This is a genomic window from Nocardia speluncae NBRC 108251, from assembly GCF_001613245.1.
In the GTDB taxonomy this organism is placed as follows: Bacteria; Actinomycetota; Actinomycetes; order Mycobacteriales; family Mycobacteriaceae; genus Nocardia; species Nocardia speluncae.
This window is the reverse complement of sequence record NZ_BDBZ01000009.1, coordinates 61,055-83,633: the sequence shown is the minus strand read 5'-3', so window position 1 is coordinate 83,633 and position 22,579 is coordinate 61,055. Positions and strand designations below refer to the sequence as shown.

The following is a 22,579-nucleotide window of genomic DNA, read 5'->3' as shown; positions in this document are numbered from 1 at the left end:
TCGTCCGATGGCCCTGTCTCGATCAGGCAGCGATGGTGGTCAGGGTATGGAATCGGATCCGGAACTCTTCGGCGTCGCTGCCGGAGGTGCTGAGCGCAAGGTGATGTACTGGCCGCATCTCGTTGACCAGCCGCGGGGATTTCACGGGTCCTTCGAACAGGGCGAGGGCGGTGAGCCCTTCGGCCAATGCGGCCTGGGTGTCGCCGAGATCGGCCAGAGAAGCGGCGTAGTAGGCGCGGTATGACGCCTCGTCGCGCAAGGGTTGCCGGCCCGCATGGATGGTGTCGTGGTAGATCCCGGCGGCGGTGTCGTATTCACCGAGATATCGGCGGGCGTGGGCTTCGATGGTGCGAATTTCATCCGCGGTGATGTAATGCAGCCGGACCGGATCGTCCGGGTCGTCCAGGCCCCGGTCGACTTGGCGCCAGGCGGCGGCGAGCGTGCGTTCGCATTCACGGCGATCACCGACTGCGGCGTAAGCGACGCCTTCGCGAGCGGTGAGGATGGCCTGCAAACGCGCGGAGCGATCACCGCGGCTGCGGTCACTGGCCCACAGGCTCAGCTGCAACGCTTCGCGCATGCGCCCACCGGTCCATGCCTGCTGGCGTAGTGCATCGATGATGTCTGCGGCCACGGAATCATCACCAGCACGTTCGGCCAGGATCAACGCATCTTTGTAGCAGAGGGCGGCCGTGGCTTGATCGCCACTGTCGTAGGCCAGCCACCCACTCACCAGTCCGAGATCAGCAGTCACGGCCGACAATTCGGTCCCGGTCGCGGTGTCGTAGTCGGCGTGATCGAGCAACCGCTGCGCGGTGGTGAACTGATCAACCGCGGCCTGAAGCATGCCGCCGCTGCCGAAATCGTTGTCATGGGCCCACAACCGATCCGCAGTCGCCGCGAAATGCCGGACATGGTCGGCCCCGACCAGCCGGGGCGTAGCTGGTGCGGCAGCATTCGCCGATGACGCGGTCGTGGTCAGGGCCGCGCCAAGGATAAGGGCGCTGACCTGCCCGAACTGTCGACGGTCCACATCGGCTCCTTCATAGTCGGTGATCTCGATGTTCCCAACCTCCGAGGTTTGGAGCAAGGCCGGCAGCAACGCCAACCGCGGGATCCCGAGCACGTCGGCGGCACGTCCCAGCTGGTAGATATCGCACAGCGTGGCGACCTCGTCGCGCTCGATCCGGCCCACGTGAGTGCGGTTCCAGTGCATGAGTTCACCGAACCCGGCCTGGGTAAGCCCGGCGGCCTTGCGGACCAGCGTGAACGCACGCCCTGGTCGTCCCTGGGCCAGCGCGGCACGGAATTCTGTTGTATCCCATGCGAACATCGGGTCATTCATAGCCCCACCACCTATTTGACCTGCACTGATTCCGTCACTATGGCCCAGACTGTATGCGGGAGCCGTGGTTGTCGACCGCATATTCTGCACATTCGCGTGCCCGGTATATGCGCTCGCTCAACAGTATTGGCTCGATGCAGGCTGGATACCAGCATCAGGTGCCCGGGAGTATGCCCGTGCGGCGGGTTTCGGAGCTGGGCTGAGCTGTTCTCCGAATTCCGGAGGCCGAGGCGGAGGCTTGGGCGCCTGATGCCTTCCAACCACAGGCAGATAAGGCGGTGGACGATGGCAATCGATGTCAATTGTGTGATCGTCGGCGGTGGGGTCACCGGCCTGATGACCGCGGCCCGACTCGCGGAATCCGGCCGACGAGTACGGCTGATCGAGCGCGACCTACTCGGTGCAGGCGCGACTACCAGCAACCACGGACTCATTCACTCCGGGGCGTTATACGCCCGATGGCATCCCGAAATCGTCGCCGCCTGCCGACAAGCACAGCTCGCCTACCGGTCCTCGTTCCCCGACTGTCTGGTCTCGGCCGAACCGTGCTGGTACTTCGCGACCTCGAAGACCCTGCACATCTACCAAACCCTTTGGCGCAGACACGATATCGTCCACAACAGGGTCGATCGTCGCCTCCTCGGCGCGGTCTTCCGAACCGAAGGCCGTGACATCGCGGCCTGCGCGATCCACGAGGTGGTCATCGACACGCGGGCGTTGCTGACCGTGCTGGTCGCACGCTGCATCGACCTGGGAGTCGAGGTGTCGGTGGGCCTCACCGCCGACCAGATCCTCATCGACAACGGCCGGGTCCGCGGCGTACGCACCGGTGACGGGGTGGTGCGGGCGCGGCAGGTGGTGGTGTGCGCGGGCATAGGAACCCGAGACCTGCTCGATCGTGCCGGCTCGGTGATCGGTGCCGAGCTGGCCTCGCGGCTGGAGATACTGACCGCCTACCCGGTGCCCTGACCCGTCCGGTCATCGGCTTGGAGTTCGGCTGGCCGGCCCTCGCACCCGCCGCTGTCGTCGGCACCGTGCTGGCTTCTCGTTACGGCGGAGCACAACGCACGGTAGAGCGGCGCGGGCGCTGGCCCGTTCCCACTGCGGAAGCCGCCGCACTCGACGGGGAACTGGCCGAGTGGATCGCGCCGGGAGTGATCGACCATGCCGAGCCGGTCGCGTGGGTGTGTTCGAAGACCGAACACACGATCCGCGACCAGGACCAGTGGGGCACCTCCCCGAACTACACCGTCGTCGACCATCAACGGCGTGAACAGATCGGCGGGCTGTGGACCGTACTACCAGGAAAGATGACTCTGGCGTTGCACGCCTCCCGTGACGTGGCCGCAGCGGTCACCGGTGAGATGCAACCGCTGGGCTTGGCGCCCGCGACGCTTCGCGATCTCGACGGTGCCCGTGAACTCGTCGGGATCTCGCCGTGGGCGGTCCACCAGGAGGTGCAGGCACAATGATCGTTCCGTTCGCCGCGGCTCTGCCCGAGGCCGAGGTCCGCGTCGCACTCGCAGCCATCGAGGAAATCCTGCGGTCCGGGAACCTCGTGCTGGGCCGCCACACCGAAACCTTCGAGGCCGCAGTCGCAGCGATGGCCGGCACCCACCATGCGGTGGCGGTCAACTCCGGATCCACCGCACTCGAGATCATCTTCCGCAGCCTCGAGGTGTCCGGACGCGCCGTGCTGGTGCCGACGAACACCAATTACGCAACCGCAGCCGCCGCCGGCAACGCCGGTGCCCGAGTGCAGCTCTATGACTCCGGCCTCTACCCAGACCTCGACGATATCGCCGCCCGCCTCACCCCTGACGTTGCTGCAGTGGTGGTGGTCCATATAGGCGGCTACCTCAGCCCAGACCTCCCCGAACTTGCACGGATTTGTGCCCACGCCGGGGTGCCGTTGATCGAGGACGCCGCCCACGCCCACGGTGCGCACCAGGCGGGTACACCGGCAGGCGGGTTCGGGCTGGCGGCGGCGTGGTCGTTCTTCGCCACCAAGGTCATCACCACCGGCGGCGAGGGTGGAGCGCTCACCACCAACGACCCCGACGTGGCCGCATTCGCCCGCCGAGCCCGCAACCAGGGCAAAGACGATAACGGCCGGCACATAATCGCCGGTAACAGCTGGCGGATGACCGAGATCGGCGCCGCGATCGGCAGTGCTCAACTCGAGCACCTCACCCGCGATGTCGATGCCCGACGAGAGGTTATCGACCGCTACGCCGCGGAGCTGGCGTCACCGGGTCTGACCTTCCCGACCGTTGCTCCCCAAGGTCAGGTAAGTGGCCATAAATGCGTCACTCTGCTCGGCGAAGGCATCGACCGCACGGCTTTCCGCGCGGCCGTCGCCGAGCACGGTGTGGCCTTGGCCCGGGGAGTCTACGAGCAGCCACTGCACGGCCAGCCGGTGTTTGCCGCCCTCAACGTCACCGACGCATTTCCCTCCGCTGACGACTTCGCTGACCGCCACCTCTGCCTACCGCTATGGCGGAGCATGGACAACGAAACTATCGAACAGGTGATCACCGCGGTCGAGGCCGCGATCGGCGGTTAGTTCGCAGGGTTGGGGCAGCCCGGCAAAGAATCGACGCATTCTCGGAACGCCCCACACGGCGGAGACGGGCGCGGACCCGCGAAGTCGTAGGATCGCGCGGTGGGACCCGATTTCCTGACTCAACTCAATGCCATGCGGTTCGACCATCCGTGGTTGGACGAGGCATTCGCGGAAGAGTCCCGCAGGCAGAGCACCCGAGTGGCCGATTTCGCGCTGGTACTCCTGACCTGACAACTTGCGGGCCAGCCCAGCGACGGACCTGGTAGTAGTTCGGCGATCGCGCCTCGACGAGCGAACGGATTCGTCGCGTGTTCACTGGCGGCCGAGACCGCGCTCCGGCGGCTAATGCGCCGGAGCAGGACCCATCTGACTCCAGTCGAACCCGAGCTCGCCCTTGGCGGCGATGATCGTCTCCCACCAGTCTCTATGCTCGATGTACCAGGCCACGGTCTCGGCAATTCCGGCCTCGAACTCGTGTTCAGGCCGCCACTGGAGATCGGTTTCCAGCTTGGCCGGATCGATGAGGTAGCGGCGGTCGTGGTTCGGCCGGTCGGGGATGTGTTCGATCCACTCCTGCGGATCCAGGTCGAGCGCGGTCACGACACGACGGGCGATATCGAGGTTGGTGACCTCACGGCGTGCGGAGATATCGAAGATCGGCAACAGTCCGGGGTCGGTGCCCGCGGCGGCCGGAATCGGGTCCAAGTCGGCGTGCAAGACGCGGTGTACCGCGGAACAGTGGTCGGCCACGTGTAGCCAGTCCCGTGATTGCAGCCCGTCGCCGTAGACCGGTACCTTCTTGCCCCGCAGCAGATTCGTCACGGCGAGCGGGATCAGCTTCTCCGGCAATTGATAGGGGCCGTAGTTGTTGGCGCAGTGCGTCATCCGGATATCGAGTTCCGGATAAGTCGCCATATATGCGCGCACGATCTGGTCCCCGGCCGCCTTCGCCGCACTGTAGGGCGTCTTGGCGTTCAACGGACTGCGCTCGGTGAACCAGCGCTGGCCCGCCGCCAGTTCCCCGTACACCTCGATCGTCGACACGTGCACATGCGCGGTCACCCCGACGATGCGGCTGCATTCGGCCATCACCTGCGCACCCAGCGCGTTCGACCGCATGAATGCGCCAGGTCCGAGGATCGCGCGATCATTGTGCGATTCGGCGGCGAAGTTCACCACATAGTCGGGCCGGTACCGGCGATAGATCGTCTCCATTGCCGCTGGGTCGGCGATATCGACCCGTTCGAAGCTCACCTGGTCGATCACCGGATCCAGGTTGGCCATGTTCCCCGCGAAGCCGACGTAGTCCACCGCCACCACCTGCGCGTCCGGTTCCCAGCCGGTCAGGAGGTGCACATAGTTTGCGCCGATGAACCCGGCAGCGCCGGTGACGAGGTAAACGGCCATAATCGCTGAGCCTAGCCCAGCCCCACGGATGTGGCTGATATCGCGTGGTCGGCGCCTGTGGAGATCGCAACATCAACTACCACGGCCCCGACCACACCCGTCCCCGAGCTATCCGCGGAATCGTTACTGGTTCTGTCGCGCCATCCATTCGCGGTGGTTCCCCCTCCAGATGGCAAGCAGCAGCGTCCCGTCCTCGGGAGCCCGTCTGGCAGGGCAGACGTCGAAATGGGTGATCCGGCACTCGTCAGTCGGATTAGCACCACCAAGATTGATCGCGGTGCCATCGCCCGCAACGCGCCAACGCTTGCCCGGCGGGATCTTCGCGGTGGGATAGAACCCCGGTTCCATCAGCAGCCAACGGCCGTTTCTGGTCCGATGCCATGAGCATTCGGTCTCGCAGTGCTTGCACGCCGTGGGTGTGCCTTCTCTGGCGTCGGCCACCGGTGCGACGCGTAGCTGGTCGACGGTCAGCTCGAGGTCGAGTTTCTCCGGCTCCCGGTCCGGGAACTTTACCGCCTCGTCCCAACACTGATCGCAGGTGACCGTCCGCATCGGAACGGGCCTTTCCTGCGCGCCCTCACTCGCCCCACAGACCATGCACACCGAGTTACTCACACGAAGATGGTTTCACGATTGCGTCGAAGGCCAACAGCTTTCAGCGCTTCTGCCGATCCGCCGGAGCCCGAGAATGGCCCTGCAGGGCGTGGCTACCTGATCCGTACCGAGACACCAACGGCGGACCCGGCGCCTCCTCGGTCGGCACACCGTGATCAACGCATGAGATACCCATACCGGAACAGCCCTGCGACATCACCTTGAGCCTATCGACGACGCATATCCGAACCATCGCCACCCGCACGTCGTGCGGCGGCTTCCGTGAACCTCCGGTGATCGGCATTACCGAGGGTTCGAGCGTGTCCTTCCTCGCAAACCAACTGATACGAGATACTCCCCCGCATGCCGCCCCGTGCAACCGAACCCGTCGAGCCACACCTCACCGACCGCCAGCCTCGACGGACAAACGGACCAGAAGCTGACTTCGAAATCATCCTCGCCGACGGAACGGAGGCAGAGACACTCACACGACTTCAGGCCAACACCTTCCATGCGATCGCACGATGGCAAGCGGTACAGCGAGACAGCAGCACCACCCACCTATAACTCATAATCGGCTTCGACCACCAACCGCCCACAGGAAAACCGCAGGTCGTCCCCGTTCCCATGTTCGACGTGCCCCGCCGAGGGCACAAACCTGCGACCGCGTTTCCGCAGGTAAAACGCAGTTTCACTGTGACAGCAGGCCGCAGCTCTTCTCAACGTCCTGCGGTGGCATTCCACACAATGCACACCATCATCGAGTAGCGAATTCCTGAGCCGGTAAGTCGAGTCGCGCAAGGCGGCGCGTTTCCTCGAGCGGCACGTTGTCGACGTGACACATGGTCGCTTCGAGGTCGAAGTGGTACTGGAAGATCGGTGTGGCGATCGCACCAGGGGAAAACGGTGTCGCCCCGCCCCGCGGCACCCGGCGCCCGCCGGCCAAGGAGCTCGGCATCGCCTCGGCGGGACTGCTGCCCAGCGGTTCCAGCTAGGAGTCGCGGCGGCGCAGCGCCATCCAGCCCACTCCGATGGCCGCCGCTGCCCAGCATGCGGTGACCGCAAGACCTGTCCAGGGACCGAGGACGCCGGTGGGGTCGTATACCAGGACCTGGCGGCCCGCACGATCCGGCAGGAACTCCGCGATGCTCCCACCGCGGGTGACATCGCCGAGCACGAACGAAAGCATCAGGACGAGTGGGATCAGCACGCCCATGGTGGCGGCCGAACTGCGCAGCAGGGTGGCGACCCCTGCAGCAATCAGCGCCATCAGCGTCAGGTGCACCGCGCAGCCGAGCATGGCGCGCCAGCCGACCGGATCGTCCAGTCCGATCGCGCCGTCGCCGATGAGTGGCCGGCCGACGAGGAAGCAGATCACACCTGTGACGAGCCCGACACTGAAAGTCAGTGCACCGATCACGGTCAGATTGGCCGAGTACAGCAGGCCCCGCCGTGGAACGGCCGTGAGCCATACTCGCATGCCGTTGTCGCGGTAGGGTCCCGAAGCGCAGGCCGCACCGAAGGCGATGGCGATGACCTGCCCGAAATTGATGCCGAAGAACGACAGCAGCACCGGATCGAAATCCGCTGTGCCCTTCGCTTCGTGCGCAAGCGTGGCGCTGCCGAGCAGTGAGAGTCCGACCGTCACCGCGAGCAACAGCACCAGAATGCCGTTCAGCGATGGCAGTGATCGAGCCTTGATCCATTCCGAGCGAAGTACCGGGGTGAACGTCATTGTCATGCCTTCTCGGATGCGGGGGTAGTGGCCGCGTATTCACTGTCGGCCGAGGTCAATTCGAGGTATGCCTGTTCCAGAGACGCCTGCTCATCGGAGAGTTCGAGGACCGGGACGCCCGCGCCCGCGAGTAGCGGGCCGATCCGGTCGAGGCGCTGGCCCTGGATGAACCAGTGCCCGGACTCCTCGATCGCATCGATTCCGGCACCGGCCAGCACCTCGCGTAACCGCGCTTCGTCGGTCGTACGCACCCGGACTCGCGGCTGCACGTGATCGCCGATGAAGGTCTGCAAGGCGGTATCGGCAAGCACTCGGCCGCGCCCCAGCACAATCAGCTGGTCGGCGAACGCGGCGGTCTCGCCCATCAGGTGACTGGAGACGAGCACGGTACGGCCCTCGCCCGCCAAGCGGCGCAGCGTTTCCCGGATCCAGATGATCCCCTCCGGATCGAGCCCATTGGACGGTTCGTCGAGCATGACGACCGGTGGATCACCCAGTAGCGCGGCCGCGATACCGAGGCGCTGGCGCATGCCGAGCGAATAGGTGCGGACTCGACGCCTTGCCATCGCCCCCAGCCCGACCTCCTCGAGGACCGCGGTGACCCGGCGGGCCGGAATACGGTTGCCGACAGCGAGCGCGAGGAGATGGTCATGCGCGGTGCGGGCCGAATGCGCGGCTGCGGCATCGAGCAGGGCGCCGACCGTGCGCAGTGGCCAGTCGATGTCGCGAAACCGGCGACCGCCGATGGTCGCTGTCCCCGAACTCGGCCGATCCAGGCCGAGAATCAGCCGCATCGTAGTCGACTTGCCCGCGCCGTTGGGGCCGAGGAATCCGGTGACGCGCCCGGGGCGGACCGAGAAGTCGATCCCGTCGACAGCCCTGGTGCGTCGGTAAACCTTGCTGAGTTCGCGGACTTCGATACTGGTCATGCTCACACCATCGCCTGGCTGCGATGACAAGACTTCCCCACCGAGCGGGTATCGCCTCCCCCGCGCGGGGGAATCGTCGGCCATCGAGCGCTGGCACGATGGCATGGTGTTCAAAGCACTGTTGCGGCCACTGGCACGTTCGGTGACCTATACCCGTGGACTGCATCTGGCCCTGCCGATGACCGCAGCGGCGTTGTGGATGTTCATCGACATGCACAGTCCTTGGGTGCCGCTCCTGCTGGCCGTACCGATCGGGTTGATCCCAGGAATGCGGCTGGCCGAGGCGATCCAGGCTCAACTGTTTCTCACCCCGCACGAACGCGGTGCCACCGATGCCTCGATCGCCGTGGCGCCTGCCGCCGACTGGGCGGATCGCTGGCGGACCGTACTGTGGCTCGAGATCAGATTGTTGTTGAGCACGGCGTTGTTCGGCGTCGGCATACCAGCGATCCTGCTGTGCTCGGATTTCGTGAGAGCGGCGCTGGGCGCCGGGCCCACCGGGGACACGCTGCTACCCCTCACCGGTCCGCGGTGGTGGTATGCGCTAATCGCGCCGCTACCGATTCTGGTGCTGCTCGCTCTGCTGGTCGGCCTCGGTGAGTTGGTCACCGCCTGCGCGCGGTGGTTGCTCGGCCCCTCGGCCTCGACGCGTCTGCACGCTCTGGAAGAGCGCACCCAACGGCTGCTGGAAAACAACCGTATCGCCCGGGAATTGCACGACTCGATCGGCCACTCGCTCACCGCGATGGTGTTGCAGGCCGGTGCCGCCCGCGCGACCGGTGAGCCGGAGTTCACCGGCACCGCGCTCGCTGCGATCGAAGACACGGGCCGCACCGCGTTGGGGGATCTGGAGCGCGTGCTCGCAGTGCTGCGTGAGCCGAGCACGCCCGTGGACCAGCGTCCGATGCTGACCGCGGCTTCCGGACTGTTCGACTCGGCCCGTTCGGCGGGAGCCACCATCGATATCGACATCACCGGCCCGATAGAGCGGGTTTCCGGTCCGATTTCGCGCGAGGGTTATCGAATTCTGCAGGAAGCACTCACCAATGCTCTGCGCCATGCCGGCCGCGTCGCTGTGCAGGTTCGTGTGTACGTGGACGCGCAATGGCTCGAGTTGGACGTGTCGAATCCTGTCCCTGCCGCCGAATCGGCGGCCGATCGAGCTGTCCCGGCCGATCACGGCAGCGGGCTGCGGGGGATTCGGGAACGTGCCGAACTACTCGGCGGCGATGCTCGTATGGGCCTGGAGGACGGGCAGTGGCGGACATGGGTTCGGCTACCGACCCACGGCCTAGGGTGATTCGGTGACCATTTCGGTGCTGCTGGTAGACGACGAACCGTTGACGCGGGCCGGGCTGCGGGCGATTCTCGAGGCGCAAGAGGGAATTACGGTGGTCGGCGAAGCGTCCGATGGTGTGTCGGTGGTCGGCGAGGTCAGGCGACTGCGCCCGGATGTCATCGCCATGGACGTGCGGATGCCGCTGATGGACGGGATCGAAGCCACCCGGACGGTACTTCGAGCCGTGCCGGAGCCACCGAAGATCTTGATAATCACCACCTTCGAAAACGACGACTACGTCTACGAGGCGTTGCGCGCCGGCGCCGACGGATTCCTGCTCAAACGCGCTCGCCCCGTCGAGATCGCGAACGCCGTACGCACCGTCGCACAAGGCGATTCGGTGCTCTATCCGGCCGCAGTACGCTTGCTGGCGGCAGGCCGCAGAAGCGACAGCGCACGCGCGATATTGGACCGCGCTGACCTCACGCAACGAGAAGTGGCGGTCCTGCGCCTGATGACGAAAGGGCTATCGAACGCGGAGATCGCGGCCGACCTGTACGTAGGGTCGGAGACGGTGAAGACCCATGTCAGCTCGATCTTGGCGAAATTCGGCGCCCGAGACCGCACTCAGGCGGTCATCGTGGCCTACGAATCGGGATTCGTGTAGGGGATCCACTGCACCGAGCGCATTGTCCCGGATGGCTGCAACCCCTGTCTGGACCACCACCGAGCGTCTACAGGCCGGAATCGGCTCCGATTCTCAACCGACCGCGCGAAAACCGCAGGTCGTCCCCGTTCCCATCTTCGATGTGCCCTGCCGAGGGCACATGTTGGACAAATTAAACGGCTCTAATCCGATCACAATCGCGAGCGCAGTACGTTGGTCGTCCCCTCGCAGCCCGCGGCGGTAATGGCTGGAGGCGCACCGCAGGTGATGGTGATGCACCGCAGGTGATGGTGATTCGGAGGGCAACTGCACGCAGCGGAGCATCCGGACCGGCTCTAGCGCGGACCTTCCGACCTCGACCGGGGCAGGAGCCCGCGATCCAGGGCGACGACCACGGCGCGGGTGCGGTCGCTGACGTCGAGTTTCGCGAAAATGCGAAGCAGATGGGTCTTGACGGTGGCTTCGGCGATGCTCAGGAACCTGCCGATTTCAGGGTTGGAGAGCCCGGCGGCTACGGCTTGCAGGACGTCGGTTTCACGAGCGGTCAAGGGTATCGGTTCCGGGCGGCGCATCCGGGCGACAAGTAGATCCGCGACCCGGGGAGCCAGGACAGTGCGGCCGCGGGCGGCGGAGTGGATGGCCTCGACGAGTTGGTCGCGAGTGGTGTCCTTGAGGAGATACCCCATAGCGCCGGCCTCGATGGCTCGTTCGATATCGGAGTCGGTGTCGTAGGTGGTCAGGATGAGGACGCGCGTTGTGGTGCGGCCGGTGATCTCCCGGGTAGCGGCTACGCCGTCCATGACCGGCATGCGCAGATCGAGCAAGGCTACATCGGGTTTCAGTCGCTTCGCGAGTTCGAGGGCGGCGCGGCCGTCCTCCGTTTCACCGACGATATCGATACTTGCTTCGGCGGCGAGCAGTGCCGTGAGACCAGCACGCATGACGATATGGTCGTCCGCGAGAATCAGGCGTAGAGGTTCTGCCACATCACGTCCGATCGTCGGCGGGTAGTACGGCGAAGATGCGGGTACCTTCACCGGGCGAACTGGTAACGGTGAGCTCACCGCCGAGTTCGGCGAGCCGGGCGCGCATACCGTTCAGGCCGAACCCCCGGGCCGCAGTGGGACTGAACCCTGTTCCATCATCGGTGATTTCGAGTTCCGGTCCGGAGGTACCTTCTGCCAGAACGATGCTCACCGTGCTCGCCCCAGCGTGCTTGCGGATATTGGCCAGCGATTCCTGGGCGCAGCGCACCAGTGCGATCCTGGTGCGCTGATCACAGCCGATATCGTGCAGCTCCGCGTCCACGACCAGCCCGGTGTCCTCGACGAACCTGTCGAGAATGCGCCGAAGCGCCGGTGCGATACCGCCGGACACAACACCGCCCGTCGGCGCCGGCCCGACGAGGACACGTGCTTCCGTCAAGTTTTCGCGGGCGGTGCGTTCGATGGACAAGAGTTGTCCGGCGCTTGCCACCGGATCGGTTTCGAGGCCTGCGCGCGCCGCCTCGGCCAGCACAACGATGGAGGCAAAGCCCTGGGCCAGCGTGTCGTGGATCTCGCGGGCGAGCCGTTCACGTTCCTCGGCCGCGCCCTGCCGCTGGTGCGCCGCGACCAGTTCCGATTGTGTGCGTTCCAGTTCGGCGCCGAGCATCCGGGCACGTTCTTCCCCCTGTTCGAGCACCCGGTCCATCCACAGCCCCAGCAAGACACCGCCGGCGAGGCCGATCAGGGTAAAAACCACGTTCCCCGGGGAAAACGGCGTCCCGGTGAAAGTACCGATCAATGTAGCGGCCGCGGCCGCACCGATGAAGCCGATCGCCTGGCGCTGGGTGGCGGTATAAATCCAGAACATGGGCAGCGACACGATGAAGAACGCCGCGCCACCGTCGAGCAGGATCGCGGTCCCGCCGAGTACCAGCACGAGCACCCAGAGGAAACCGCTCGGCCGCACCAGGGGATTGCCGGGAAAACACCTCAGGACGAAGTAGGTCACGGCGAGTACTGCCACCAGCGCCCACGTCCCGTACTTCGTGGCATCGATCCTGTCGTGCACAGCGATCACCGGCGGGCACAGACCGAACAGGACCCAACAGCCGTGGTACCACCGCCGCAATATCCGCACCCGGAATCGATCGTCGGTACGCGGCTGCTCGTACATTTCGATCAACCTACTTTCACCGGTACGAAGCGTTCAGTGGTGCCGACCGGCCGGACCGGCCACCAGGTTCGCTCCCCCAGTATGAGCAGTAGCGCGGGCAGGATCACGATCCTGATGACAAACGCGTCGAGGAGTACGGCGGCAGCGAGCGCGAAGCCCATCTGCTTCATTTCTATGATGTGCAGCGGAACGAAGCTGGCGAACACGGTGACCATGATGAATGCGGCGCCGGTCACCACCGCGGCCGAACCGCCGACACCTTCGAGCACGGCTTGCCTGGTATTCAGCCCCTTGTCGACGGCTTCTTCGATCCGGCTCAGCACGAAGATCTGATAGTCCATCGATAAGCCGAACAGGATCACCAGCAGCAGCAATGGCACCCGGGAACCGATCGTGCCGGTCGAGTCGAAGTCGAGCAGGTCCTCGGCCCAGGTGTGCTGAAAGACCAGGGTCACCAGTCCCAGAGATGCACCCGCAGAGAGCAGGTTCAGCACCACACCGATCGCACCGAGCGCGAGAGACCGGAATGCCGCGGCCGTCAGAACGAAGGTCGCGAGCAACAATGCAGCGATGATCACGGGCAACTTCTGTTTCTGATGTGCCGGGTAGTCCGCGTAGCGTGCGACGTCACCGGTCACCGCGAAGTCGATATCGGACAGGGCGCCGATCGTGGTCGGCACGTAGTCCGCTCGGATTCTCTCGAGCGACTCCACGGCCGCTTTATCGCTGACGTAATGCGGCGCAGGTAGTTCCAGCAGACCGACGCGGCCGTCGGCCGAGGTACGCAGGTCCGAGGTCCCCGTCAGAGCCGGGTCCGCCGCGGCCCGTCGCGCCAGGGCATACAGCGCGGCCGTGACCTCGTTCGCCCGATCCGGTTCCGCCGCGACGACCACCCGGTGCATCGCTTTCAGTTCCGGGAAGGCGGCGTTCAGACGATCGAAGGTCTGCATGGCGGGGATAGTGCGCGGATGAGTCTCCCGCCCCATATCGGTGAGTTCCAGACCTAGCACCGGCGCGGTGAGCGCCAGCATCGCCGTCACCGCTACCGCCAGTCCAGCAGCAGGTTTCATCGCTATCCTACCGAGCAGGAACCTGGTGAATCGCCCGCCGTTCGACGGCTCACGGTGGTTCGGTGCGGTAACCGCGGCCTTGCGTGCGGCCCGACGGGTGAGCACCGCAAGCAGTGCCGGTAGCGCGGTAAGCGAGCTGATCACCGCGACCAGCGTCACCAGTATCGCTGCGGTGGCGATCGAGGAGAAGATCACGTCATCGGCGAAGTACAAGGTCGCGGTGGAGGCCGCGACGGCAAGCCCGGACACAACCACAGCCCGGCCCGAGGTCGCCGCAGCCAGTTCCACCAACGCCTGTGCACCCAGCACTCCACCGGAGCGGGCGCGCTCCTCCCGGGCACGCTTCAAATAGAACAGCGTGTAGTCGACGCCGACAGCCAGACCGAGGAGCAGGATGATGTTGGTGCCGACACCGTTATCGGGAAACAGGTGCGAGGCGGGCATCGACAACCCGATGGCGGCGATGATCGACGACACCGCCAGCAGCACCGGTACCAGCGCCATTGCCACTGAACGAAAGACGAACATCAGGGTGATGAAGGTGACCGGTAATGCGATCAACTCCGTGCGGGCCAGGTCCCGCCCGCGCAACTCGTCGACACCGCTGCTGATCGAAGGCCCACCGGTCTGCTCGATCAGCAGCTCGGGATGAGCCCGCTGCACCTCCTCGGTCTGCGCCCGCAGCGCACCGACATGCTTTTTCCCGTCGAGCTCCGCCCCTATCAAGGTCACATCGACCCGCAACGCCGTATTGCCGGGTGAATACACCGGTACTGCCACGGATTCGACCTCCCGCAGCCGCAGCATCCGATCGGCAACTTCCTGCGCGACATTATCGGCCACGCCGTCCAGCCGGGCCCCACCCCCGGTGATGAGCACCCGCTCCACCGCTCGCGGTTGCAGACCACCGGAGGCCGCGATCGCCTCACCCCGCCCGGCTTCTCCGATCCGGAAATCCTCTGTAGCAGCCGGTTTCCCGCCGATCCCCGCTCCCACCCCGATGCACAGGGCAACGAAGACGAACCATCCGATTATGGCGAGCCACGGGCGACGTGCACTCCAGCCGGCTGTGGCCACCAGGCGATTTCGCATACTCGAATACTGCTGTCCGACCTCCTCCCCAGGACAGCCTCGACCGGTCGAATTCGGTGTCCACCGATCGGTGGACACCGGCTTCGATTGTTCTGGAGACCGGCCGCACGACGATGTCGATTCTCGCTGTGCGCCGAAACGCCTCCACCCCGGGGTCAATGCCTTCGCCATTTCGCTACTACTGTGGCCGCGTGCTTCCTGTTGGCGCTGCTGTGGTCAGTCGAACTGCTCAGTCGTGCTCGGAAAACGCATCGGTCCCAAGCTGCCACATTTCATAGTTCCCGCATTCTGCTGTGATCTCAGCCGTCGCCTGAGAAAATGTTGGGGAACCTGATCGGTTAGTTGCTGAGGTCGTCTGCTAGCCGGCGGGCGGCCTCGGTTTCGATCGGGCCGGAGGGTTCCACGGCTTCCCCGGCGAGGCGGGCGGCCATGAGCCGGATCATCGCCTCGGCGTGGGCGGTTTTACGTTCGTAGTCACGGGCCAATCGTCTGCACCTCGTCAACCAGGAAACGTGCGTTCGACCACCCACCTGCGGGCAGCACCTGAAAGCCTTTCACATCGGCGTGACGGGGCACCGCCACGATCTCGATACCCTCGGTCGCCGCAGCCCACCCGACCACGCTGGTATCGACGGTGTTGACGTAACTGCCGTCGACCCACACCAGTCCCAGCAGCGGGTAACGTGCCCGGATACTGCCCAGCACCATCCGGGCACCGGGCCGGTCCTGCACCGACACCGAATGCACCAGCCCACGCAGCAGCCCACCGGTGTCGACCAGCAGATGCCGTTACGGCCCCGCACCCGTTTACCGGCGTCGTAGCCGATCTGCTCCCCGCCTTGATGACTACGCACCGTCCACACGCTCGGCGAACTCGCCCTCTTCCTCGACCGGCACGACGAGGCCGCCGCCCACTTCCTCCGGGCCGCCGCCGTCGCCGACCAGTGGCCTGCCCCACACTGGTCCGCCGACGCCCGAACACACGCCGATCATGATCTCGGCAGCCAGGTTTCGTCCCCGCGGCAACGCTGAACCGCGTCGGGCGGCGGGTGTCCTGTGCACCGGCCACAGCGTTCCAAGTCGGCTCCGAGTACCTTCCAAAACCCGGGGACCATTGTCGAGCTCATCGGAACCGACCCCTACAGGAGCGAAATATGAGCACACCTACTTTCCGGGCTGCCGTCGTCCGCACTCCGAGCGGACCCGACTCGATCGAGATCATCGCCGTCCCGCTCACCGAGCAAGGTCAGGTTCCCGTGCGTCGCAGCATGCACCACGTTGTCGGGCCACTGTTGGGGGCGATCGGTCAGGCGACGCGACGCCGGGAGATCGCTGGAGAGTGTCCTCAAAGCCTGTGCTGTCGAGGCGCCGGATTGATGTGATGTGTGGTCGTGGCACTTAGACATGAGTCGACCGAGAAACAGTGGCGCACGATCGAGCCGTAGTTGCCGGCCTCGGGAGCAAAAGGCCGCCCACGAGTGGAGGATCGGCAGATCCTGAACGTGATGCTCTACAAGGCCGAGACCGGTGCGGCGTGGCGAGAGCTGCCGAACGATACGGGCCTTGGAAAACGGTCTACAACGAAGTTCTGGCAGTGGTCACGCATCGGCACCTCGGTGATGCTCATGCAACGGGTGCCAGTGATCGCCGAAGCGATGGACGAACCCGATCGGGAGGTGGCGGTGGATTCCCGCTCGTACGCGTTCACCAGCACGCGGCCGGTGCGCGAACCCGCGTGGTTCACACAGGGGGGCAACGGATCCGGGCCAGGCCCCAGCGAACCGTTTGATCATGCCGTCGGACGCTCCTGTGGTGGTCCGACGACGAATATCAATCGCGCATGTGACGGTCACGGCCGGCCGTCGAGGCGCCACCTGTCAAACCTCTAGCACCGTGGGCCCCTGTGGCTGCCGCTGCCGTTCGGGCAAGGGGACGGGCCCGGGCGGCACTATTCCTTCGGGAACAATCGGAAAGTCCGGAATCAACGGAATCAACTCTGTGAGGCCCAGATCCGATTGGGTCTTGCTGACGATATCGACGGTTTGATCGAGCGTTTGTTCGATGGTGAGGACAAGCCTGTATTCGGCATACGAGGTAAGACCATCGCCGGCAGAAGGGTGCTCGGTGTAGGAGGCGGGCACCGTTCGGTCGAGGTTGGTTGTGTTCAACACATCCTGTAATCGACACACTAGGTACTTGACTCTTCGCAGGGCCGCCGATCCTACGGTGGCGGCTCCTTGCGTGATGGTGACGGCGGTGCCGTCGGCGCCATCCCACTCCGCCGAATGGCCCTGCAGGGTATTCTGGACGGTCGAATACGATGCGGCGGCGAGTCCGGCCAAACTGATGGTCATGTCGGCAGACGGCACGGGTGGATTCGTGAGTGGAGCTATGGGTGGGGGGACCGCATAGTCCGGGGTGCCCAGAGTATCGGCCACATTTCGGAAAATGGATCGGGCCTTGACCACATAGGTGGCCAGAGCTTTCGATGCCTGGCATGGAGGGTCGAGCTCGACCTGCCAGTCCTCGGGCTTCGAAAGGCGTGGCGACGGCGACGGTCCCGGCGAGGGCGACGGTTTGGGATCGGTTGTCCCCTCTACCGAGTTGATCTCCAACTAGCCGCCTTTGCCGGTAGTCGAGGCACGAGCACATATTTTCTCATCCGAGCAGGCACCCGGCCTTCCCGAGAATGGCAGCACCATCGGATACGGCGAAAGAGTGCTGTTCGGCGCCGGAACCGGATGGTGTGGACGAGCGGATCAGCATACTTGCCGCAGGATGAAGTCACTGACCGAGCGCTATGCCTGGCCTGCTACCGAATGTCCGATTCGAGATCAGGTCACTCTACCGATATCTGGCTCACCGCGGCCGACCCCGTACTTCCGCGGCGGCCGATACCGGCGTCTGTGGCGGCGGGGAGTTCGCAGGTCCCGGTTGCCCTTCCAGGATTCCGCACTCCGCCGATCCCCCCGAAGCAGGGCGACGACCTGCCGAGTCACCTTGGGCCGCTCACCGGTGTCGGCCGGTCGAAATTCCCGCCGCGCGGGGCTGCCCATTCCGCCGGGTTGCAACATCCAAGAGTAAGTGTTGTGCCGCTCTACGTATTTGCGCGCCTCTCAAACGTTCACGGCATTGCACGCACGAAACGATCGAGCAGCCGCGCGAATTCGCTGCGCTCCCCCACGGTCCACCCCGTCATGGCGGCCTCGAAGGCGGCCCGGCGGCGGGCGTGGGACAGTTCGAGGATTTCGCGTCCGCGCTCGGTGAGGACCAGGACCGAACGTCTACCGTCGGCCTGATCGGCGACCCGGTGGACCAGATCTTCCGCCACGGCGGCCGCCACCAGCTTGCTGGCTCGGGGCTGGTCCACGGCCAGAGCAGCCGCCACCACCGACACCGTGGGCGTCGGCGTCGCCTCGATCACGTCCAGCACATCGAAGGACTGCCCGGCCGGTTCCCCCTCTTTCGCGAGCGCTCGCCGGGTCTGCCGACGGCGGATCGCAACCATCGCTCGTTCTACGCACTCGACATCGTCCACCAGAACATGTTATTACAGACATGTACATGCCTTCCGACAACTACTTGCTGTCTGTTATCTATGTGATGGGAGAACCGATGAACGCCCGCAGCCTGCTCCTCGGCGCCGCCACCTTGCTGCTCATACCGCTGGCCGCCGCTTGCGGTGAGCCGGCCGCAGCCGAGCCGGCGCCAGTAGAACCGGCACCGGCCGGCGAAAACCGGCTCATCGGCCACCAGGTCAAACGTCTCGATCAGCTGATCGAACTGGCCTTCGACCGGAGACTTTCCGAAGCCGGTCTCTCCCGGCGCGATTGGCAAACCCTCAACGCACTCGCCGCCGGCCCGGCCGGCGCTACAGAACTGACCGACGCGCTGCGCCCGTTCTGGGAGGTCGAGAACGAAGACCCACACGAGGTGGTCGCCGCGCTGAGCGAGCGCGGTTGGGTAAGCCAGGATACGGAGGGACGTTTTGCCCTCACCGAGGCCGGACGGACCATCCGCATGACGGCCGCCGACTCGGTGGCCCGGATCCGCGACCTCTCCTCGGCCGGCGTGAGCGATCAGGAGTTCACACAGATGATGAATGTCATGGCACGCATCATCGACAATCTCGAACAGGCCACCATTTGAGTGTGCGCCCGAAAGCGAAGACCACGCCACCGAAGCCCTCGTCGCCTGCGCTGACTCGTCGCATGCGGGTAGACACATCACGGGAAAGTCAACCGCGAGGGCGACATCCGTTCACGAGTCAACCCGCCCGGAGTTCGTGCGCCGGGGAACACCAGCGCCTCCGGGGCCTTCGCCTCGCCGCTCCCTCTTTCGCTCTCAGAAGATGTGCTGGTTTTCGGCAGCGATGGCGAAACCGTGGCCGCCCGCGACACAACGGACACCCTGCGAGGACGAGCTGCAGGTGTAGCCGTTGGCAGTCAGGGATTCACCGTAGTTCAGCACCGCGCCACCGGCAGGCGAGCCGTCCGGCGAAATACCGACGAAGATGCCCTGGCTGGTGCACAGGAACTCCGACTTGCCTTCATAGAGGTGCGCAGCGACCTTGCGATCCGGCGCATCAGTACAGTTCGGCAGTTTCGGCGTAACGATGGTCGCCTTCGCCAGCTGGCAGCCGACACCGTAGGGCGCCGAGGCGAGGATGCCGCATTTGATGTTCCCGGAAGGTGACTGGAAGAAATAGCTGCCGTCGATCTGATACTTACTCGCGTCGACGTCGGTGAAGCCACCATTGGCAGGAGCGGAGGTCTCCGAGGCATTCTCCGACGCCGTAACAGGCGCTGGTGCCGAACCGGACACCGGCGCGCCCGCCGCCGGCGCCGATGCCGGCCCGGCGGTCTGCTGGTCGGACGTGATGACATGCAGGCTCGGTGCCGACGTGGTGACCGGTGCGCCTCTCTGGTCGACCGCGCTGTCGCAGGCGGTGAGGCCCACGGCAGCTGCCACCAGTGCAGCCACCACAAATACTCTTCGCACGAATTTCTCCTGTTCGCTTATCCCCGCCCTCGCAGGGACAATCGAGGAGTAGACCATTTCGTTACGCTTCGATACGAAACGGTGCTCGATCATTAGCGCGTCTGTGACACAAGATATCTGGTACGCCACCTATGGCTCCCGACATGTGTGCGGCGCGCTCCCCCAGCCGGCGCCACGCGCATGCTGAGCGCGAAAACCCGTTCCTAGCCGGCGGCTCCGCTATATCTGCCCGATTTTCAGTGAATGCTATGGCCACCCGACCCCACCGACACAGCGCGCCGGCGGGCTGCGCAGGGGCGAACACACGGCCACCGTCGCCGCCGACAGCCTCCACACCGCTCTGGTTAGGTCGCGAGCCCTGCGCCAGCGCCGGTAGAGCGCGAGGATCCACCTGGCCGGTGCAGTCATCGGCGGCAAGGCCCGCCGAGGCGCGGCAGTACCTCGGAACGCAACGAGCGAACCCGCCAGGACCTGTACCCGACGCGCCCCGAGAACACCCCTGGGGATCGGACTTCGCCCGGTCCGCGATCCCGGGCGACAACGCCGCTCGGCACGAGGCGAAGCCCTATCCCCAGGCAGCGAAACGGGGTCGCCCCGACCTTGGCCGGACTGAGCACACACCGAGCACCCGATCAACTGGCCCGATCTGACGCTGGTACTGGATGCTGGACGCCTGAAACCCTGATCAGCACGAGAATTGGCCGGGCTTCTCGCGTTCCAGGGGGCCGCACGACCTGGGGCCGCGGTGGCACTCGCCGGCAATCAGGTAGATATCCGAGGAACCGCAGCTGAGGGTGCTATCGGTCAGGACGCCGGGTCCCCGGTCCGTCAGCCGGCCACCAGAACAGCCTTCCGGCAGTCGCCGGCAACGCCGCGAGTACGGGAGCGGACCACTCGGCTCATGCCTGGACAACCACGTCGTGCACGCTCGCGCCCCCGTTCGGGCACCATACCGACACCTTCCTCGGCCCCGGCGGTACGTTGTCGACGAAGAGGTTCCCTGACGGCGCAACCTCCAGGCTGACGGTTTGTGGCGTACCGAAATAGGGATCGACCCGGCACCATTCCGGCAGGTCCCCGCCGGTGGTGGTCACCGAGACCACAATCCACTTCTTACCCGCAGTGACTGTCGCGGTCGCATCGGCGGCAGCGACACCTGTCGATGCCGCCGACATGACCGGCACCGCAACGAGCACGGCGAGGAAACCGAGGATCTTCGATGCCTGCATGAGGTCCTTTCTCGAAATATCACGCCACGCGCTGCCCTACCGCCCGTGGCGTCGTACAACCGGATTCTTCCACTCGAACTCGCCGAAACATACGCGAAGCACCCAATACTGAGAGCTCGCAAGCATGCCACTCGCGGCGCCCCGAGTTCGGTGCACACGGGCTCATCTGTCTCCACCCTGCATAATTCGGCGACTGCACGCCGCACCGCGTTGTGTGCTGGGTGTCATTCCGATGCACTCCGACGCGACCTGCACCGATAATCAGATCTACGAACAGTCACTCCGCGCCCACAACGGATTGCGCCGGCTCCCGAACCGGCCGTCGAGTGTGCGTTTTCCGGCGCCCGCTCTGCAGGGCGAGCGTGATTGCCGCCAGCAGGGCAAACACACTTCCCGTCCACATCGCAACGCCGGGGTCGTCGCCGAACGTACTGATCGTGAACGCACTCACGCCGGTGCCGACAGTGATACCCAGGGTGATGACCGAGGTATGAATGGTGCTGACGAGGCTGCCGGCGCCGCCGATCTCGACAACACGGGTGACCAGCGGTGGGTTCATGGTGACGCCGGCGAGCCCGACGATGAGGACCATGGCGAGCACAAGCGGCTGGACCTGACCGGCGATGGCAAGTACCCCGAGCGAGAGGAAGAGCAGGGCGTGGCCGAATCGCAGGACACCGACAGCGTGCCGGTCCGCCAACTTGCCGACGATGAGGTTGCCTACGAGTGAGCAGAGCCCGTACGCGAGAAGGATCAGCGTCGTCGCATCGGCACTGAATCCGGCACTCTGTTCCAGCAGCGGAGTGAAGTAGGAGAACGCCGCGTAGGCAGCTCCGATGGTCAGGAAGCTCACGAGGTAGCGCGACCACAGTGTGGGCAGACGCAGGTTGCGCAGGTCCTGGGCGTTATCGTCCGCGGTGGCGGCGTTTCTCGGGGGGAGGGCGAGCAGACTCACCAGGAATACGGCCAGCGCGGCGACACCGAGAAGGTAGAAGGTTGCCTGCCAGTTCCAGCGGCCGGCGATGAAATGGGAAACCGGAAGCCCGACCACGGTGCCCGCCATGATGCCGCTGAGGACGATCGAAACGGCCTCACCGATCTTGTCCGGACTCGGTGCCAGCTTGGTGGCGTAGACGATCGACAGCCCCACGGCAGCCCCGGCGAGACAACCCGTCAGAATCCGCATCAGCACCACCCACCAGTACTCATGCACCACGGGGACAAGCATTTCGGGGACCGCGTATGTGGCGACCACTGTGAGCAATGCTTGTTTGGGCGGACGGTGCCGTAGCGCATAGGCGATCACCGGCCCGCCGAGTGCCATGCCCAGCGCGAAGATCGAGACGAGCAGCCCGATCCTGCCGGTATCCACCCCGAGGTCCTCGGCCATCTCCGGCATCATTGCCGGGACCTGCAATTCGCTCGAGACCACGATGAGCATGGTCAGCATCAGCAGGTACAGGTGTCTGTTCATCGGTACTTCCTCAGGGATCGTGATCTAGTTA

General features: G+C 65.1%; 25 protein-coding genes. 9 read left to right on the top strand and 16 right to left on the bottom strand.

Annotation, left to right across the window (positions count from 1 at the left end; translation table 11 throughout):
- Window positions 1-22: 22 nt before the first annotated feature.
- A complete protein-coding gene (locus NS6_RS12630; protein WP_157112732.1) occupies window positions 23-1,333 on the bottom strand; it encodes a helix-turn-helix domain-containing protein in 1,311 nt (436 codons plus the stop codon).
- Window positions 1,334-1,630: 297 nt separating this feature from the next.
- Between NS6_RS12630 and NS6_RS12625 the strand changes: the two genes are divergently transcribed.
- The 4 genes from NS6_RS12625 to NS6_RS36220 all read left to right on the top strand — a co-directional run bounded on the left by NS6_RS12625 (window position 1,631) and on the right by NS6_RS36220 (window position 4,142).
- Complete coding sequence (locus NS6_RS12625; RefSeq protein ID WP_168443528.1) at window positions 1,631-2,314, top strand: NAD(P)/FAD-dependent oxidoreductase; 684 nt, start codon at window positions 1,631-1,633, stop codon at window positions 2,312-2,314.
- A 17-nt stretch (window positions 2,315-2,331) separates the two neighbouring features.
- Entirely contained in the window at window positions 2,332-2,817 is a 486-nt protein-coding gene (locus NS6_RS12620) for a hypothetical protein (RefSeq protein WP_068040897.1), read from the top strand.
- A complete protein-coding gene (locus tag NS6_RS12615; RefSeq protein WP_068040895.1) occupies window positions 2,814-3,911 on the top strand; it encodes a DegT/DnrJ/EryC1/StrS family aminotransferase in 1,098 nt (365 codons plus the stop codon). The genes NS6_RS12620 and NS6_RS12615 overlap by 4 nt, the downstream gene beginning before the upstream one ends.
- 99 nt (window positions 3,912-4,010) lie before the next feature.
- The gene (locus tag NS6_RS36220; RefSeq protein WP_281211409.1) at window positions 4,011-4,142 is read left to right on the top strand and encodes a hypothetical protein; all 132 of its coding nucleotides are present in this window, start codon (window positions 4,011-4,013) and stop codon (window positions 4,140-4,142) included.
- 111 nt (window positions 4,143-4,253) lie between these two features.
- Here the strand turns inward: NS6_RS36220 and NS6_RS12610 are convergent, their stop codons facing one another.
- From NS6_RS12610 to NS6_RS12595, 4 genes are all read right to left on the bottom strand, one after another.
- Entirely contained in the window at window positions 4,254-5,318 is a 1,065-nt protein-coding gene (locus NS6_RS12610; protein WP_068040893.1) for a dTDP-glucose 4,6-dehydratase, read from the bottom strand.
- Window positions 5,319-5,441: 123 nt separating this feature from the next.
- Window positions 5,442-5,933, bottom strand: coding sequence for a DUF6083 domain-containing protein (locus NS6_RS12605; RefSeq protein ID WP_174552591.1), 492 nt, complete (start codon window positions 5,931-5,933; stop codon window positions 5,442-5,444).
- A gap of 970 nt (window positions 5,934-6,903) precedes the next feature.
- Complete coding sequence (locus tag NS6_RS12600; protein WP_084470999.1) at window positions 6,904-7,647, bottom strand: hypothetical protein; 744 nt, start codon at window positions 7,645-7,647, stop codon at window positions 6,904-6,906.
- A gap of 2 nt (window positions 7,648-7,649) precedes the next feature.
- Entirely contained in the window at window positions 7,650-8,576 is a 927-nt protein-coding gene (locus NS6_RS12595) for an ATP-binding cassette domain-containing protein (protein ID WP_068040889.1), read from the bottom strand.
- On the opposite strand from NS6_RS12595, the gene NS6_RS12590 reads away from it, so the two are divergent.
- Window positions 8,575-9,876 carry a sensor histidine kinase gene (locus tag NS6_RS12590; RefSeq protein ID WP_210747420.1) on the top strand — a complete coding sequence of 434 codons (1,302 nt, stop codon included), beginning with the start codon at window positions 8,575-8,577 and terminating at the stop codon, window positions 9,874-9,876. The genes NS6_RS12595 and NS6_RS12590 overlap by 2 nt on opposite strands.
- 4 nt (window positions 9,877-9,880) lie before the next feature.
- Window positions 9,881-10,522 carry a response regulator gene (locus NS6_RS12585; RefSeq protein WP_068040884.1) on the top strand — a complete coding sequence of 214 codons (642 nt, stop codon included), beginning with the start codon at window positions 9,881-9,883 and terminating at the stop codon, window positions 10,520-10,522.
- 335 nt (window positions 10,523-10,857) lie between these two features.
- Here NS6_RS12585 and NS6_RS12580 read toward each other — a convergent pair whose 3' ends face one another.
- The 6 genes from NS6_RS12580 to NS6_RS34685 all read right to left on the bottom strand — a co-directional run bounded on the left by NS6_RS12580 (window position 10,858) and on the right by NS6_RS34685 (window position 15,906).
- Window positions 10,858-11,508, bottom strand: coding sequence for a response regulator (locus NS6_RS12580; protein WP_218024266.1), 651 nt, complete (start codon window positions 11,506-11,508; stop codon window positions 10,858-10,860).
- A gap of 1 nt (window position 11,509) precedes the next feature.
- Entirely contained in the window at window positions 11,510-12,682 is a 1,173-nt protein-coding gene (locus tag NS6_RS12575; RefSeq protein ID WP_068040882.1) for a sensor histidine kinase, read from the bottom strand.
- Window positions 12,683-12,687: 5 nt separating this feature from the next.
- Window positions 12,688-14,844, bottom strand: a complete 2,157-nt coding sequence (locus tag NS6_RS12570) for an MMPL family transporter (protein ID WP_068040880.1) — start codon at window positions 14,842-14,844, stop codon at window positions 12,688-12,690.
- Window positions 14,845-15,182: 338 nt separating this feature from the next.
- Entirely contained in the window at window positions 15,183-15,329 is a 147-nt protein-coding gene (locus NS6_RS35445) for a hypothetical protein (RefSeq protein ID WP_210747421.1), read from the bottom strand.
- Window positions 15,319-15,582 carry a hypothetical protein gene (locus NS6_RS35440; protein ID WP_210747422.1) on the bottom strand — a complete coding sequence of 88 codons (264 nt, stop codon included), beginning with the start codon at window positions 15,580-15,582 and terminating at the stop codon, window positions 15,319-15,321. The genes NS6_RS35445 and NS6_RS35440 overlap by 11 nt, the downstream gene beginning before the upstream one ends.
- Before the next feature lie 108 nt (window positions 15,583-15,690).
- Window positions 15,691-15,906, bottom strand: coding sequence for a hypothetical protein (locus tag NS6_RS34685; RefSeq protein WP_169812502.1), 216 nt, complete (start codon window positions 15,904-15,906; stop codon window positions 15,691-15,693).
- Window positions 15,907-15,998: 92 nt separating this feature from the next.
- Here NS6_RS34685 and NS6_RS35800 point away from each other — a divergent pair, with 92 nt between their 5' ends.
- On the top strand, window positions 15,999-16,226 hold the full coding sequence (locus tag NS6_RS35800; protein ID WP_245669296.1) for a hypothetical protein: 228 nt from the start codon (window positions 15,999-16,001) through the stop codon (window positions 16,224-16,226).
- Between the two features lie 63 nt (window positions 16,227-16,289).
- Window positions 16,290-16,733, top strand: a complete 444-nt coding sequence (locus NS6_RS12560) for a transposase (protein ID WP_084470998.1) — start codon at window positions 16,290-16,292, stop codon at window positions 16,731-16,733.
- Here the strand turns inward: NS6_RS12560 and NS6_RS12555 are convergent.
- Both NS6_RS12555 and NS6_RS12550 read right to left on the bottom strand, forming a co-directional pair.
- Entirely contained in the window at window positions 16,722-17,198 is a 477-nt protein-coding gene (locus NS6_RS12555; protein WP_068040876.1) for a hypothetical protein, read from the bottom strand. The two genes, NS6_RS12560 and NS6_RS12555, sit on opposite strands and share 12 nt — an antisense overlap.
- Before the next feature lie 770 nt (window positions 17,199-17,968).
- Window positions 17,969-18,382 carry a MarR family winged helix-turn-helix transcriptional regulator gene (locus tag NS6_RS12550; RefSeq protein ID WP_218024265.1) on the bottom strand — a complete coding sequence of 138 codons (414 nt, stop codon included), beginning with the start codon at window positions 18,380-18,382 and terminating at the stop codon, window positions 17,969-17,971.
- Between the two features lie 26 nt (window positions 18,383-18,408).
- Here NS6_RS12550 and NS6_RS12545 point away from each other — a divergent pair, with 26 nt between their 5' ends.
- Window positions 18,409-18,993 (top strand): MarR family winged helix-turn-helix transcriptional regulator, encoded by a 585-nt coding sequence (locus NS6_RS12545; RefSeq protein ID WP_245669295.1) that lies wholly within the window; start codon window positions 18,409-18,411, stop codon window positions 18,991-18,993.
- 195 nt (window positions 18,994-19,188) lie between these two features.
- Here NS6_RS12545 and NS6_RS12540 read toward each other — a convergent pair whose 3' ends face one another.
- From NS6_RS12540 to NS6_RS12530, 3 genes are all read right to left on the bottom strand, one after another.
- A complete protein-coding gene (locus tag NS6_RS12540) occupies window positions 19,189-19,938 on the bottom strand; it encodes a DUF6636 domain-containing protein (RefSeq protein ID WP_157112730.1) in 750 nt (249 codons plus the stop codon).
- Between the two features lie 806 nt (window positions 19,939-20,744).
- Window positions 20,745-21,074: a hypothetical protein gene (locus tag NS6_RS12535; protein ID WP_068040871.1), complete on the bottom strand. Its 330-nt coding sequence runs from the start codon at window positions 21,072-21,074 to the stop codon at window positions 20,745-20,747.
- A 277-nt stretch (window positions 21,075-21,351) separates the two neighbouring features.
- Window positions 21,352-22,548 (bottom strand): MFS transporter, encoded by a 1,197-nt coding sequence (locus NS6_RS12530; protein ID WP_068040870.1) that lies wholly within the window; start codon window positions 22,546-22,548, stop codon window positions 21,352-21,354.
- Window positions 22,549-22,579 lie beyond the last annotated feature (31 nt).